At 69.0% G+C, this 14,109-nt stretch carries 14 protein-coding genes; 7 read left to right on the forward strand and 7 right to left on the reverse strand.

What is annotated here, in order from left to right:
* Positions 1-164: 164 nt before the first annotated feature.
* The 3 genes from IE302_RS37650 to IE302_RS37660 all read left to right on the forward strand — a co-directional run bounded on the left by IE302_RS37650 (position 165) and on the right by IE302_RS37660 (position 2,532).
* Positions 165-356, forward strand: a complete 192-nt coding sequence (locus tag IE302_RS37650; protein WP_191259243.1) for a hypothetical protein — start codon at positions 165-167, stop codon at positions 354-356.
* A 68-nt stretch (positions 357-424) separates the two neighbouring features.
* Complete coding sequence (locus tag IE302_RS37655) at positions 425-1,801, forward strand: MFS transporter (RefSeq protein WP_191259244.1); 1,377 nt, start codon at positions 425-427, stop codon at positions 1,799-1,801.
* 125 nt (positions 1,802-1,926) lie between these two features.
* Positions 1,927-2,532, forward strand: a complete 606-nt coding sequence (locus tag IE302_RS37660) for a response regulator (protein ID WP_494492213.1) — start codon at positions 1,927-1,929, stop codon at positions 2,530-2,532.
* 7 nt (positions 2,533-2,539) lie between these two features.
* On the opposite strand, the gene IE302_RS37665 is transcribed toward IE302_RS37660, so the two are convergent.
* Positions 2,540-4,891 (reverse strand): sensor histidine kinase, encoded by a 2,352-nt coding sequence (locus IE302_RS37665; protein WP_191259246.1) that lies wholly within the window; start codon positions 4,889-4,891, stop codon positions 2,540-2,542.
* A gap of 354 nt (positions 4,892-5,245) precedes the next feature.
* Between IE302_RS37665 and IE302_RS37670 the strand changes: the two genes are divergently transcribed.
* Positions 5,246-5,866 carry an L-threonylcarbamoyladenylate synthase gene (locus tag IE302_RS37670; protein WP_191259247.1) on the forward strand — a complete coding sequence of 207 codons (621 nt, stop codon included), beginning with the start codon at positions 5,246-5,248 and terminating at the stop codon, positions 5,864-5,866.
* 41 nt (positions 5,867-5,907) lie between these two features.
* On the opposite strand, the gene IE302_RS37675 is transcribed toward IE302_RS37670, so the two are convergent.
* From IE302_RS37675 to IE302_RS37685, 3 genes are all read right to left on the reverse strand, one after another.
* A complete protein-coding gene (locus IE302_RS37675; RefSeq protein ID WP_191259248.1) occupies positions 5,908-6,594 on the reverse strand; it encodes a winged helix-turn-helix transcriptional regulator in 687 nt (228 codons plus the stop codon).
* A 46-nt stretch (positions 6,595-6,640) separates the two neighbouring features.
* Complete coding sequence (locus IE302_RS37680) at positions 6,641-7,465, reverse strand: AfsR/SARP family transcriptional regulator (protein ID WP_191259249.1); 825 nt, start codon at positions 7,463-7,465, stop codon at positions 6,641-6,643.
* 167 nt (positions 7,466-7,632) lie between these two features.
* Positions 7,633-8,238, reverse strand: a complete 606-nt coding sequence (locus IE302_RS37685; protein ID WP_026466657.1) for a response regulator transcription factor — start codon at positions 8,236-8,238, stop codon at positions 7,633-7,635.
* A 435-nt stretch (positions 8,239-8,673) separates the two neighbouring features.
* Between IE302_RS37685 and IE302_RS37690 the strand changes: the two genes are divergently transcribed.
* Positions 8,674-9,669 (forward strand): DUF1702 family protein, encoded by a 996-nt coding sequence (locus tag IE302_RS37690; RefSeq protein ID WP_191259250.1) that lies wholly within the window; start codon positions 8,674-8,676, stop codon positions 9,667-9,669.
* Between the two features lie 79 nt (positions 9,670-9,748).
* Here IE302_RS37690 and IE302_RS37695 read toward each other — a convergent pair whose 3' ends face one another.
* A complete protein-coding gene (locus tag IE302_RS37695; protein WP_191259251.1) occupies positions 9,749-10,447 on the reverse strand; it encodes an AraC family transcriptional regulator in 699 nt (232 codons plus the stop codon).
* A gap of 490 nt (positions 10,448-10,937) precedes the next feature.
* On the opposite strand from IE302_RS37695, the gene IE302_RS37700 reads away from it, so the two are divergent.
* Positions 10,938-11,543 (forward strand): response regulator transcription factor, encoded by a 606-nt coding sequence (locus IE302_RS37700; RefSeq protein WP_005154150.1) that lies wholly within the window; start codon positions 10,938-10,940, stop codon positions 11,541-11,543.
* 13 nt (positions 11,544-11,556) lie between these two features.
* Here IE302_RS37700 and IE302_RS37705 read toward each other — a convergent pair whose 3' ends face one another.
* Complete coding sequence (locus tag IE302_RS37705; protein WP_191259252.1) at positions 11,557-12,654, reverse strand: carboxylate-amine ligase; 1,098 nt, start codon at positions 12,652-12,654, stop codon at positions 11,557-11,559.
* 134 nt (positions 12,655-12,788) lie between these two features.
* Between IE302_RS37705 and pip the strand changes: the two genes are divergently transcribed.
* A complete protein-coding gene (gene pip, locus IE302_RS37710) occupies positions 12,789-13,730 on the forward strand; it encodes a prolyl aminopeptidase (protein WP_191259253.1) in 942 nt (313 codons plus the stop codon).
* Positions 13,731-13,773: 43 nt separating this feature from the next.
* On the opposite strand, the gene IE302_RS37715 is transcribed toward pip, so the two are convergent.
* Positions 13,774-14,109, reverse strand: a 336-nt coding sequence (locus IE302_RS37715) for an HNH endonuclease signature motif containing protein (RefSeq protein WP_191259254.1), incomplete at its 5' end; no start/stop codon positions are given.

Consider the following 14,109-nt stretch of genomic DNA (forward strand, 5'->3'; position numbering starts at 1 on the left):
CCGTTCGAAGTCCATGATCGCGGAAGTGGAGCAGCCGGGCGAACCGTCTGGCGTAGGCGAAAAGCACATCCCCACGATGATGCATGGCACTGGCCGCGTACCGGCCCCGGGAAGCACGATTTCCTCATCGAAGGAAAACCACCGAAACGCCTGGGAGCCATTCGATGAAGAACGCTGTGACCGACAACGTCCGCTCGCTCTTCGCCGTCCAGGGAATCGACACCGATTCCGCGCGGAACCAGGTCGAGCTGGTGATCGACCGCTTCGACCACTGGACCAACCAGCCGCGCGGTGAGGTCTTCAACTGTTTCACCGGCGCCTGTTGTACCGCCCCGCCGCTGGCCGAGGCGAGCTGAGAGCCATCCCTGCCGGCCGTTTCCCGGAAGCCGGGGAACGGCCGGTTCGCGCGTGGGAGGGAAGCGAGATGACCACAGCCGGGCCGAATCCGTGGCGCGTCCTCGGCGTGCTCTGCGTCGCGAATTTCCTCGTGCTGCTCGACACGACCATCGTCAACACCGCCGTACCCGACATGATGACCAGGCTCGATGCCGGGATCGGCGAGATCCTCTGGATCCTCAACGGATATCTGCTGGCACTGGCGTCGCTGCTGGTCTTCTTCGGCAGGCTCGGTGATCTGGCCGGGCCGCGGCGGCTGTTCGTGCTGGGGCTCGCGGTGTTCACCCTCGCCTCCGCGCTTTGCGGCCTCGCGACCGACCCGGCGTGGCTCATCGCCGCCCGCGTCGCGCAGGGGATCGGCGCGGCGATCCTGAGCCCGCAGGCGTTCGTGCTGATCGCGGCGATCTTCCCGCCCGCCCGCCGCGGCGCCGCGTTCGGCCTGTTCACCGCCGTCGCCGGGATCGCCGCCATCAGCGGTCCCACCCTCGGCGGGCTGCTGGTCACCGAGTTCGGCTGGCAGTCGGTGTTCCTGCTCAACGTCCCGGTCGGCCTCGCGGGCATCGTCCTCGCGCTGCGCGTGGTGCCGGACGCGCGGACCGGACGGCCGCACCGGTTCGACGTCGTCGGCGTGCTGCTGGTGACCGCGGGCCTGGTCGGCGTCGTCTACGGGCTCATCGGGAAGACGGGGACGATCGCGGGCTTCGCCGTCGCGATCGTCGCGCTGGCCGCGTTCGTCCGCTGGGAGCGGGGGAGGAGAGATCCCCTGATACCGCTGGGGCTCTACCGCGACCGCGGCTACCGGATCGCCACCGTGCTCACCGGTGCGACGGCGTTCTCGATCGCCGGCTTCCTGCTGGTCTTCGTGCTCCTGACGCAGAACCTGCTCGGGATGAGCCCGCTGATGTCGGGCGTGGCCGCCCTGCCGTGGACGCTGGCGCTCAGCGCGGTCGCCCCGGTGGCGGGACGGCTGGCCGACCGCGTCGGCGGCCGCTGGCTGCTGGTGGGCGGGCTGGCGCTGTACGCGGCGGGGGTGGTCGCGACGGCGTTGCTGCCGGACGAGACGTCGACGGCGGCCGTGTTCCTCGTCCCGCTGATCGCCGTCGGCGCCGGACAGGGGCTCGCGATCGCGCCCGCGACGACCGAAGCCCTCCGCGCCATCCCGCCGGACGCCGTCGGCGCCGCGTCGGGCGTGCTCAACACCGCGCGCCACGTCGGTTCGGCACTCGGGGCGGCCGTCGCGGGCGTGGTGTTCCAGGCCAGGCTCGCCGACGGCGAGCTCACCGCGGCACGCACCACGTTCCTCCTGCTGGCGGTCGTGCTCGCGGCCGCCGCGCTCCTCGCGGTGCGGGTCCCGGCCATGACGACGGAAAGTCACCGACCGACTGCGGAATCCGTAGCCGCGTGACCCTTTTGCCCTAGCGCCTCCGAAGTGGACCAAGCCGACTCACCACCCGAACGGTGGAACGCGTTCCGTCCGGGCGTGTTTATGTTGGGCCCACGGGGGTGTGCGTTGAAGGGGCGGCGCGGATGGTGATCAGAGTTCTCGTGGCCGAAGACATGCACATCGTCCGGGGAGCGCTCGTCGCGCTGCTGCGTTTGGAGCCGGACATCGAAGTGGTGTCCGAAGTGGCCTCCGGTGACGAGATCCTCAGCGCCGCACGGACTTCGCGGACCCAGGTCGCGGTCATCGACATCGATCTCCCCGGCAAGGACGGGCTCACCGCGGCCACCGAACTCCACGAGCAGCTTCCCGAGGTCAGAACGCTGATCTTGACCAGCCTCGGCAGGCCCGGGACGCTCCGCCGGGCCCTGGCGGCCAAGGTGAACGGGTTCCTGTTGAAGGACGCCCCCGCGGAGAAACTCGCCAACGCGGTACGCGGCGTGGCGGCCGGACGGCGGATGGTCGACGGCGATCTGGCGCTCGCCGCCTGGGACACCGTGGAATGCCCGCTGACCCCGAGGGAGATCGACGTCCTGCGGCTGACCGCGGAAGGCCGCGACACCCTGGAGGTCGCGGCGAAAGCCTTTCTCTCCACCGGAACCGTGCGCAACTACCTGACCACGATCGTGTCCAAGCTCAACGCGCGCAACCGGGTCGACGCGATCCGCATCGCCAAGGAGTCCGGCTGGATCTAGCCGCGCCCTAGACCGGCACGACCGCGCGCAGCCGGAACCGTCCGTCCGCCTCGACGCCCGCGGTCAGTTCGCCGCCGAGACCGGCGACCCGGTCCGACATGTTCGTGATGCCGCTGCCCGCGGCCTCGACCCGCACCGGCCGCTCCGGCTTCGGCGGCCGCCCGTTCTCCACACCGTCGTTGACGATGTCCAGCGCGACCCCGTCGCCGATCCGCCGCACGGCGATCTCGCAGCGTTCGACCTTGCTGTGCCGCAACACATTCGTCACGCCCTCGCGCAGCACCACGGCGAGCACCGTCCGCACCGTGGCCGGCAGGTCCTCGTGCTCGATCTCCAGCCGCACCTGCACGTCGGCGGCCACCAGCACCGCCTGCGCCGACCGGGACTCCTGATCCAGCGACAGTTCGCGGTAGCCGCTCGCCACCGAGCGGACGTCGGTCAGCGCCTGCCGGGTCAGCCCGAGGATCTCGAGCAGCTCGTCGGAGGCGCGGTCGGTGTCGATGTCCATGATCCGGCTGGTCAGCTCGCTCTTGAGCGCGATCGCCGACAGGCTCATCCCCAGCAGGTCGTGCAGGTCGCGGGCGAACCGCAGCCGCTCTTCCGCGACCGCGACCTCGGCGAGCCGTTTCCTGGTCTCGCCCAGCTCGGTCACCAGCCGGATCAGCCAGATGAGACCGAAGACCATCAGGCCCGTGTTCAGGATGGACGCGAAGCTGTAGAAGCCGCCGAGGAAGTCGGTGCCGTACTCGATCCGGACCAGGACCACGCCGGCGGCGGTCACCGCGAACGCCGTCCACCCCAGCAGCGGCGGCAGCACCAGCAGCGCGGTGCCGGCGAACAGGCTGGGCAGGCTCACCCAGGTGTTGCCGAGCGGGATCAGCGGCAGGAAGGTCAGACAGGCCTGGACGAACAGCAGCGCGTAGCTCTGCCGTGAGCGCAGCCGGACGTTCGGCCGGGCGAAATAGGACAGTTGCAGGGTGATCAGCGCGGTGAGGTAGCCGGCGGTGAACGCGATGTACCAGGTGTTCTCGGACAGCGCGGTCCACAGGTCGTCGGTCCCGGTCAGCATGAAGGCCCGGCTCATCGCGGAGAGACCGAAGAGGATGAAGACCACCGTCAGCGTCCATTGGACGTTCCTGGCGTCGATCCGGGACCAGTGGCCGGGCGCCTGGGCCAGCGCGGTCTCGGTGGGTTCGGCCTGGTCGGGTACCGGGAGCTCGGCGCGCAGCCGCCACCGGCCCGCCGCGTCGGGGCCCGCGCTCAGCGTCCCGCCGTGCCCGGCGACCTCCTTGGTCACCTCGAACAGGCTTTCGGCCGTTTCCGCCGGGACGTCCTCGTGCGCCGTCCCGTCGTGGACGATCTCCAGCGCGACCCGGCCGCCGGTCTCGCGCACGGTGATCTCGCACTGCTCGACGCCGGTGTAGCGGAGCACGTTCGTGACGCCCTCCCGCAGCACCTTCGCCAGCAGGGTGCGCAGCTTCACCGGCAGCTTGACCTGCTCGAGGTCGAGCCGCACCGCGACGTTCGACGCCGAGAGCAGCGACACCGCGGTCCGCGACTCCTTGTCGAGCGAAAGCTCCCGGTAGCCCCTGGCCACCGACCGCACGTCGGACAGCGTCCGCTGGGCGATCCCGGTGATCTCGGCGAGTTCCTCGCGCGCCCGGTCCAGCGACTTGCGCAGCAGCCGGTGCACCAGTTCGCCCTTGAGCGCGATCGCGGACAGGCTGAGCCCGAGCAGGTCGTGCAGGTCCCTCGCGAAGGCCAGCCGCTGCTCGGCCACGGCCCGTCGCGCCAGTTCGGTCCTGGCCTGGTGCAGCTCGGTCACCAGCCGCGCGAGCCAGGTCAGCAGGTACACGACCAGCGCGTAGAAGATCGCGGTGATGCTGTCGAACACCGCGCCGAGCCACGTGTCGTCGTAGGTCCACAGGATCCACGTGGTGCCCGCCATGAACACGGTGAACACCGTCCAGCCCGTCCTCGGCCGGAACAGCAGCAGCGCGCTGCCCGCCGCGAGGGTGGTCAGCGAGCTCAGCGCCGCCTCGAAGTGCAGCGTCGGCAGGTAGGCGAGGCACGCCTGGACCACCAGCATGGCTTTCGCGAGCCTTGTGTCCAGACGGACCGCCGGACGGCTGAAGTACAGCAGCTGGATGGCCAGTACGGGCCCGACGTACAGCACCGCCAGCAGGCCCTGCCAGAAGTCCACCCCTGGCCGCAGCAGGACGGCGAGGAGGCCGAACAGGCAGGAGTTGACGAAGACGACGGTGATGATCAGCCCGGCGAGGAACAGCGCTCTGCGGGGGCGCCGGTCGATCCCGGCGGTCCCCAGAGGTTCGGCGGTCACCGCGAGCTGTTCCGGCACAGGCACCCCAGAGGTAACAGGAGACGTGTCTTCTTCGTTGTGCTTCGCCCTCGCGACGGCCGAGGCCGGGCGCCGCACGACCTTCCATCGCGGTGTATTCGGATCCTAACCCATGCTTGTTACCTCGGTTGATCCTTCCGGGTAAGGGAGAACGACGAACAAGGAGACGTTTTCCCCGTCGGGCACAGGGAAAATCCGGGAGACCACCCGCGCGGGTGTGGGACGTTCGGACCCTGCGGACGATCGCGGAACACGCCACGATGGAAGACGTGAGGCACGCCGGGGTTCCACTGTGTACGCGACACGGGGCGGGCTCTCGCGGCGCGCGGGCGCCGGTGGCCCTAAGCTCGGCGCATGGCCAGGTATTTCGACGTACATCCGGAGAATCCGCAACGACGCGCGATCGGACAGGTCGTCGACATCCTGCGCGAGGACGGACTGATCGCGTACCCGACGGACTCGTGCTTCGCCCTCGGCTGCCAGCTGGGGAACAAGGACGGCATCGATCGCATCCGGAGCATCCGCAAGCTGGACGACCGCCACCATTTCACCCTGGTGTGCCAGGACTTCGCCCAGCTGGGCCAGTTCGTGCACGTGGACAACGCGGTCTTCCGCGCGGTCAAGGCGTCCACCCCGGGCAGCTACACGTTCATCCTCCCGGCGACCAAGGAGGTTCCGCGCCGGCTGATGCACGCCAAGAAGAAGACCGTCGGCGTGCGCATCCCGGACCACGTGGTCACCCAGGCACTGCTGGGCGAGCTCGGCGAACCGCTGCTGTCGAGCACGCTGCTGCTGCCCGACCAGGAAGAGCCCATGACCCAGGGCTGGGACATCAAGGAGCGGCTGGAACACGTGGTGGACGCGGTGATCGACTCCGGCGAGTGCGGGGTCGAACCCACCACGGTCATCGATTTCTCGTCGGGAGAGCCGGAGATCGTGCGCCGGGGGGCCGGCGACACCTCACGCTTCGAGTGACCGAGCGGGACCGGTCGCCCGGTCCCGCCGCGGACACCTGCTCAGTGGGTGACGAGCCCTTCGGTCTTGGACGGGGCCGACGGGATGTGGAACAGCCGGGTGAACAGCTCCAGCTTCGCCGGGTCGCCCTTGATGGCGACGGCGCCGCAGGTGAGCGCGCTCGTGGCGTCCAGCTCGCCGTTCAGCAGCTTGAGCATGAGCGGGCCGCGCGGCTCGATCACCAGGTCCGGCTCCGGGTGCGGGCCCTCGCCCGCGGTCACGGCGCCGTCCTCGACCACCGCGTGGACGATCATCTGGTCGCCGTAATGCAGCTCGAAGGCGCCCTCGACGCCGCGTGCCGCGTCCGGCTGGAAGGTCGTGTACAGCGACAGGATGGCCGCGTCCAGGGTGAACAGGTCGTCGGCCGCCGGGTCGGTGAGCGAACGGGCGCCCCACAGGCCCAGCTGCAGCAGGATCTGGTCGAGGTCGTTGCCGTACTCGGTCAGCTCGTAGACCACCCCGGCGTCGAGCTGCGAGAGCACCCGGCGCTGGACGACGCCGTGCCGTTCGAGTTCGTTCAGCCGGGTCGACAGGATGCTCGTCGGGATCTTCGGCAGGCCCTGCTGCAGCTCGTCGAAGCGCTTCGGGCCGAGCACCAGGTCACGGATCACGAGCAGGGACCAGCGTTCCCCGATGATCTCGAGCGCGCGGGCGAGGCCGCAGAACTGGCCGTAGGTGCGAGCGGTCATGCTTGACTCCTCAACTTCCTTGATCTGGTGGCGGGGTGGTGCTCGTTCAGCGGATCGGGTGTCCCTCGGAAAGCAGTTCGCGGTGCAGCTCTCGCAGTTCGGCGCAGGGTTCCACCCCCAGTTCGTCCTCGAGTCTCGTGCGCAGCCAGTGGTAGGCCGCCAGCGCGTCGCTGCGCCGCCCGCTGAGTCCCAGCGCGCGGATCAGCTGGCCGTGCAGGGTTTCGTCGAACGGGTTCGCGGTGGTCAGCGACCGCAGCACGCCGAGCATCTCCCGGTGCCGCCCGGACCGGATCTCGGCCTCGATCCACAGGTCACGGGCGTTGCGCCGGTGCTCCAGCAGATAGACGGTGTAGGCGGCCAGGGTCGGTCCACAGTGGATGTTGGCCAGCGGTGGACCGGACCACAGGTCCAGTGCGGTACGGAACGCGTGCGCGGCCGCCGCGTTGTCGCCTTCGTCCAGCAGGTCGCGACCGAGCCGGTGCAGTCGCTGGAACTCCGACACGTCGACCATGGCGGGGTCGACGTCGAGCCGGAACCCGGGCGGACTGGTGACCAGCAGGCCGGCGTCGCCGTCGGGGTCGAGGTGACGGCGGAGGTGGTGGACGTAGGTGTGCAGGGTCCGGCGGGCACTGCGCGGGGGCGCGTCGGACCAGAGCTCGTGGATCAGGGAGTCGACATGGACCGTCTTGCCGGGACGGATGAGCAGCATCGCCAGCAGTTGCAGGAGTTTCGGTGTGGTCGGCGCACGATCGGCGCCGCCGGCGTGCAGTTCCAGAGGTCCGAGCAGCCGGGCGCGCGGCGCGTCCGGCTCCCGGTTCGAGGCGACCGGCGCGGTGGCCGTGTCTCCCGGTTCGATGGTCATCGCGTGCATCCCCTGCCCCTCCGGCGGACTCCCCCTCTGTGACGGTGACAGAGGCGGAACCTTCGGAACAGTGCCGGAAACACCCGGCGAGCCATGATTTCTTCTTTGCCCCGTATGCGATCGTCACGACCTGGAGCGCGGAACCGTTCGTGGCAAAGGAGAAGACGCGCGCGGGGTCAGAGCCAGTCGGAATCGGTGGCGATGCGGATGGCGTCCACCCGGTTGCGGGCGTTGAGTTTCGTGACCACGGTGGCGAGATAGTTCCGCACGGTACCCGGTGAGAGGAACAGTTCCGCCGCGATGTCGGCGACCGTGCGCCCGTTCGCGGCGAGCCGGAGGATCTCGACCTCCCGCGGGGTCAGCGGGCAGTCCTCCGTTTCCCAGGCGGACAACGCGAGTTCACTGTCGATGACGCGGCGGCCGATGGCGACCGAGCGGACGGCGTTGGCGAGCTTGTCGGCGGGCGCGTCCTTGAGCAGGAAGCCGTTGACCTTCGCGTCGAGCGCGCGGCGCACCGTGCCCGGCCGGCCCAGCGACGTGAGAATCAGCGTGCGGACGCTGGGAAGTTGCTGGTAGAGCTCGGAAGCGGCGGCGAGTCCGTCCTTGGCGGGCAGGTCGATGTCGATGATCGCGACGTCCGGGAGGTACTCCGCGGCCATCGGGAGGATCTTGTCGCCCGAGCAGACCTCCGCGACGACCTCGATGTCCTGTTCGAGGTTCAGCAGAGCGACCAAGGCGCCGCGGACCATGTGCATATCCTCGGCCAATAGGACTCGGATCACTCCGACCTCCTCTTCCCCAAAACGCGCTAACTCTCAGTGTACATAGCAAACCTGGAAGAGTGAATCTGAATCGCACGATGCAAGGTTGTGCTTTTTCCGGCGGCCTGCTCGGTCGATCAATGCCCTGGTGAGCAGCGTTGATGGTGAAGGTTCGACAAGTATGAAACTGCGATCGATCGATTACCGAGTGTTAGGCCAGAGGACGGTAAAATTGCCGCCACAAGTGCTTTTCATTCCTCGTCGAGTACGTTCCACCCCGGTGAATTCATCTGGCGAACGGGTGAAATCGCGATTGCGGGAGGCGCGAATGGCCTGTTCGGCGGTACCGGCGCCGATCTCGATCGGCCGTCGAGCGGACGGCCAGCGCGGCGTGGTCTCCTCGGCAAGAGCCGAGTACGCGCGCGAAGCCGCCACTATCCACAAAGGACGTATGTGATGAGCTCACTGCTGGGTGCCCTCCGACAGGCCTTGTTCGCACCTTCGCTGGCTTCGGTCGGTTTCGAGGGACGCGGCTTCGGGGTGCCGCCGACGCCGGCGACCGCCCGGCTGGAGTCGATCCCGCAGGCGGTGGTGGCCGGATTCGAATGGGGGATCCACGCTCCGGCGCTGTGGGAGGCCGAGCGGCGGCTGGACATGGTCGAGCAGGAGATGCGCGGATTCGCCTACGAGGGCGCGGCGATGGCGTTCACCATCCTCGACGTCATGCCCGGCGGCCGGAAGGACCGCACGGCCGAGCTGATGAGCGGCCCCGGCCTCCCGCACGTGTTCCTGACCTACATCGGCATCGGGTTCGCGATGGCCCGGCTGCCCCGGCCGTTGTGGAAGAAGGTGCTGCCGGAGCTGGACGGCGTCCCGTTCCACCCGACGATGAGCTGGCTGGCCGTCGACGGCTACGCGTTCGATCGCGCGTACTTCGACACCCGCAAGTGGGTCGACGGGCAGTACGTCCCCAAGCCGTACCCGTGGGCGGGTGCCCCCGCGTACTTCCCGCGCGCCTGCGACCAGGGCATCGGCCGGGCGCTGTGGTTCATCAACGGCGCCGACCCGGTGAAGGTCGCCGCGGCGGTGAACCGCTTCCCCGCCGGACGCCGTCCGGACCTGTGGGCGGGGGTCGGGCTGGCCTCGACCTTCGCGGGCGGCTGCGACCAGCCCGGACTGGCCAGGCTGCGCGAGTCGGCGGGGGAGCACCAGGACGAACTCGGCCTCGGCGTCGTGTTCGCGGTGAAGGCGAGGACGTTCTCGTCGTTCGTCCCCCCGCACACCCGCCGCGCCGCGCGGACGCTCGCCGGGCTGAGCATCGAGGAGGCCGTCGACCTGGCCGACTCGACCGAGGTCGTCGAGAACGCGGCGGACGGGACGCCCGCCTACGAACTGTGGCGGCGGAACATCCGGGAGGGCCTCGCCCCCGAGGCGGGCCGCCTGTCCGCCTGAGGTCCCGTGGATGTCAGGAAAGGGCCGTTCAAGACGTTTTCCGTCTTGAACGGCCCTTTCCTGACACTCGGGAGCGGGATCAGGCCGCGTGCTTGAACGGCTCCGGCCGGTGCCGCAGGTCGGGCAGCGCGAGCAGGACCGGCGGGTCGAACAGGCGCTTCGGGCGCATCCGCAGGTCCGCCAGCCGCGCGGTGACGCCCTGCTCGACGGTGATCGGGCCGTGGTGCCCGGTGTACCCGGTGCCGCGGCGGGTGAGCGGTCCGGTCACGCAGTGCGCGACGAGGTGCCAGGTGCCCTCCGGCACCTCGGTCAGCTGGTAGGGGCCGGGGGCGTCGATGACCGTGTAGCGCACGGGCGCGCCCTCGGGGATGCGCGTCGGGAAGAGACCTACGAAGACGAGGCCGGGCGAGATCTCCGGCGGCGCCGACACGAAACCGCGGACGATCGCCGGCTTCGCACCGGGACGGGGTTCGCCCGTCAGACGGTGCTGGAAACCGCCCTGCTGGCGGTAGGCGGAGGGGGAGAGACCGACGCGGCTGCTGAACCGCGTGCTGAAGGTGCCGACGCTGTTGTAGCCCACGCGGTGGCTGACGTCGGCGACCGTGATCGAGGTGGTCAGCAGCAGGCGCTTGGCCTCGTCGAGCCGCAGCGCGGACAGGAACCGGCCGGGCGAGACGCCGGTGGCCTGCTGGAACACCCTGGTGAAATGAAATTTGCTGAACGTCGCGGCGCGGGCGATGTCGTCGATAGTGAGCTCTTCGCCCAGTTTCTCGTTCATGGCGCCAATGGCTCGCTCCACGGCTCGCCGGACAGTCTCATCCATTGTACCGTCCTTTCGCTCGAGGAATTCTGGCGTGCTTTGCGGTTTCGACAGTAGTGTTCGCCGCCGCTTCTCCTGAAGTGCTTGATTCACCGCCGGATATGGATTCATGTGTGCGGCGACGTGAAAATTTCACGGTCCCCTCGCCGGTCTCGGGGAAGTCCGCACATCATGGGACGACCATGCGAAAACCACAGGTCGGCAGTGGTGTGAACACTGGATCTCCGCAGCGTGCGACCGCAAAATTCCTGGTAGCGCATTCACGCCGGAACTCCCCCGGCCGTGTTGGCGCGGTCCGAAGAACGTATTCCCGCGGCAACACAGAACCGGCCCTTGACCGCGTCCCCCCGCGGCGGTCAAGGGCCGGTTTCCATTTCGCGGGACGGTTGTGTGAGGATAGTATTGTCGGCCCGTGGGGCGAGACGCAGGCGAAAGGCAGATGGGGTCGATGATCAAGGTCCTGGTGGCGGAGGACATGCACATTGTCCGTGGGGCCCTGGTCGCGCTGCTCGGCTTGGAGGCCGACATCGAGGTCGTCGCCGAATGCGCGAGCGGTGACGAGATCCTCCCGCTCGCGCAGTCCGCGCGCCCCGACATCGCGCTCATCGACATCGACCTGCCGGGCAAGGACGGGCTCACCGCGGCCGCCGAACTGCACGAACAACTGCCCGGGGTGCGCACGCTGATCCTCACTTCGCTCGGCAGCCCCGGAACCCTCCGGCGGGCGCTGGCCGCGAAGGTCAACGGCTTCCTGCGCAAGGACGCGCCCGCCGACAGGCTGGCCAACGCGGTCCGCGGGGTCGCCGCCGGACGGCGCGTCGTCGACGGCGACCTGGCGCTCGCCGCGTGGGACAGCGAGGAATGCCCGCTCACCGCGCGCGAGATCGAGGTGCTCCGGCTGGCGTCGGTCGGCTCCGACCCGACCGAGATCGCGGCGGAACTGTTCCTGTCCGCCGGTACCGTGCGGAACTACCTGACGACCATCGTGTCCAAACTCAGCGCCCGCAACCGGGTCGACGCGGTGCGGATCGCGCGGGAGTCCGGCTGGCTGTGACGCCGGTCCTCCTTCACCGGGTCGGCACGTTCATCGTCGCGTGAGCGAGATCCGCGGCGAATTCGCCCGGGGAAGCCGCTTCCGAGAGCAGCCGGCGTTGCCGGACCGCGCCCGTCCCGTGTTCGAACAGGGAGTCCAGCCCGCGTTCGACGTCTTCGGTGTCACCGGCGACGTCGAGGGCGGGCCGGACGAAATCGACGAGTTCGCCGAGCAGGTCCCGCTGATCGGCCTCTTCGCCGGTGAAGACGTCGATTCCTGGGCCGTCTAGTCCCCGGCGCGCGGCGGCCGTCAGAGCCGCCGAGATCCGGTACCCGCGGGCTCGCGGCAGGATCGCCGTCCTGGCGCAGGTCGCGACCAGCCCGCGCACCAGCGCCGCGAGGAGCACGGCGTCGTCGACGGCCAAGCAGACGTCGGCGATCCGAACTTCCACAGTGGGGTGGCGAGGGGAAAGGCGGGCGTAGAAGTACACGCCCGCCGTGTCGAGGGCGGCGCCGTGGCGCAAAGCGTCCCGGATACTCCGGTCGTACGCGGCCGCGCCGGGCCATTCGTCGGGCGGTCTCGCCGTCGGCCACCGGTCCCAGAGCGGGAAGCGCCTGCTCGACCAGCCGGAATCGGCGCCGTGCTCGACCGGGGAATTGACACTGATCGCCAGCAACGGGGCGAGCCATGGCCGCAGCCCGGCGAGGACCCGCGCGCCGACATCGCGTGACGGCAAGCCGACGTGCACGTGGCAGGCGCACGTCCCGGCTTCGCCGATCAGCTCGGGGAACGCCTGGGCCAGTCGCCGGTACCGGGGATCCGGCGTGAGCGCGTCTTCCCGCAGGTCACCGGGCGGGACCCCCGCCGCCACCATCAGGCAGCCATCGGCTTCCGCCGCCGTCGCGACGATCTGCCGCAGCCGCGTCAGGTCCGAGCGCACTTCGTCCAGGCCGTGGCAGATGCCGGTCGCGGTCTCGATCTGGAACCGCATCAGCTCACCGGTGACGTCCGGTTCGAGGGCGAGGTTTTCGAGAAGATCGGGCGCGCGCAACGCGACCGAGCCGTCCACGGGGTCGAGGAGGACGAACTCTTCTTCCACGCCAAGGGTGAAGTTCATGCCGTCAAGCGCCATGGTTCTCCATTTCGGGTGAATCTCGCGGTACCAATGAATCTCCCCCTTCCGGTGCGGCGAAGAAAGGGCCGGTGTGCTGAACTTCGTTGCGGCGAAAGTGTTTCAGTGCCTCACTGACGGTCTAGGCTGGCTTCATGATCGACCTCTATCCACCCGTCGAGCCCTACGACAAGGGACTGCTCGCGGTAGGTGACGGCAATGTCGTCTACTGGGAGACCTGCGGGAATCCGGCCGGGAAACCCGCGGTCGTGCTGCACGGCGGCCCCGGACAGGGTTGCGTGCCGGGTATGCGGCGGATGTTCGACCCGGCCCGCTACCGCGTCGTGCTGTTCGACCAGCGCGGCTGCGGCCGCAGCACGCCGCACGCGAGCGATCCGGCGACCGATATGCGGCACAACACGACGGAACATCTCGTCTCCGACATGGAACTGTTGCGGGAACAGCTGGGCATCGAACGCTGGCTCGTGACCGGCGGATCGTGGGGTACGACGCTCGCGCTCGCCTACGCCGAACGCTTTCCGGAGCGGGTCACGGAGATCATCGTCAGCTCGATCAGCACGACACGTCCTTCCGAGATCGACTGGTTGTATCGCGGCGCCGGCCGGTTCTTCCCCGAAGAGTGGGCCCGCTTCCGCGGTGATCTCTCCGGTGACCTGGTCGCCGCCTACGCGCGGCTCATGGAGGATCCCGATCCGCACGTGCGCACCGAGGCCGCTCGTTCCTGGTGTTCATGGGAGGACACCGTCCTTTCGCTGGAGCCCGGTGCGACCGTCCACAATGGTCCGATCGGCGACTGGGAACTGGCTTTCGCGCGCATCGTCACGCACTACTACTCCCATGCGGCCTGGCTGGAACCCGGCGCGCTGATCCGCGACGCCGGTCTGTTGCGGGACATTCCCGGGGTACTGATCCACGGGCGCCGGGACCTGAGCTGCCCGGTGGACACGGCCTGGGAACTCGCCCGCGCGTGGCCCGGATCGGAACTGCTGATCGACGACGGCTCGGGACATCATTCGAGCGACGTGAAACGGGCCTGGAAGCTGGAAGCGCTGGACCGTTTCGCCTCACGCGGGTGATGACGAGGTACGCAATCAGTCGCCTGCTTGCGCGTGGGTCGGCCTATGTCCGTAGGTGCATGGTGTTGCGGCGGGGTTGTCCGGTGGGGTCGAGGTAGGTGGGTGCGGTGAATTCGGGGAGTCCGTCTTGGGCGATGTGGACTTTCCATTCGCTGTGGTGGATCAGCCGGTGGTGTTTGGTGCAGAGGAGTACGAGGTTGTCGATTTTCGTTTCGCCGTGGTGTCGCCAGAAGACGATGTGGTGTGCCGTGCAACGCGGCACCGGCATGTCGCAGCCCGGGAAGGCGCAGCCTCCGTCGCGGATGGTCAGTGCGTACTTCTGAGCTAGCGACACTGTTCGTTTTGAGCGGCCGATGTCGAGGGGTTCGCCCGCGGTGCC

Origin of the sequence: Amycolatopsis oliviviridis, from assembly GCF_014654365.1 — a bacterium.
GTDB lineage: Bacteria > Actinomycetota > Actinomycetes > Mycobacteriales > Pseudonocardiaceae > Amycolatopsis > Amycolatopsis oliviviridis.

Coding starts and splice junctions, on each gene's coding strand:
- IE302_RS37690 (WP_191259250.1), top strand. CDS start 8,674: ATGAGCTCACTGCTGGGTGCCCTCCGACAGGCCTTGTTCGCACCTTCG.
- IE302_RS37675 (WP_191259248.1), bottom strand. CDS start 6,594: ATGACCGCTCGCACCTACGGCCAGTTCTGCGGCCTCGCCCGCGCGCTC.
- pip (WP_191259253.1), top strand. CDS start 12,789: ATGATCGACCTCTATCCACCCGTCGAGCCCTACGACAAGGGACTGCTC.
- IE302_RS37655 (WP_191259244.1), top strand. CDS start 425: ATGACCACAGCCGGGCCGAATCCGTGGCGCGTCCTCGGCGTGCTCTGC.
- IE302_RS37705 (WP_191259252.1), bottom strand. CDS start 12,654: ATGGCGCTTGACGGCATGAACTTCACCCTTGGCGTGGAAGAAGAGTTC.
- IE302_RS37680 (WP_191259249.1), bottom strand. CDS start 7,465: ATGCACGCGATGACCATCGAACCGGGAGACACGGCCACCGCGCCGGTC.
- IE302_RS37650 (WP_191259243.1), top strand. CDS start 165: ATGAAGAACGCTGTGACCGACAACGTCCGCTCGCTCTTCGCCGTCCAG.
- IE302_RS37695 (WP_191259251.1), bottom strand. CDS start 10,447: ATGAACGAGAAACTGGGCGAAGAGCTCACTATCGACGACATCGCCCGC.
- IE302_RS37670 (WP_191259247.1), top strand. CDS start 5,246: ATGGCCAGGTATTTCGACGTACATCCGGAGAATCCGCAACGACGCGCG.
- IE302_RS37700 (WP_005154150.1), top strand. CDS start 10,938: ATGATCAAGGTCCTGGTGGCGGAGGACATGCACATTGTCCGTGGGGCC.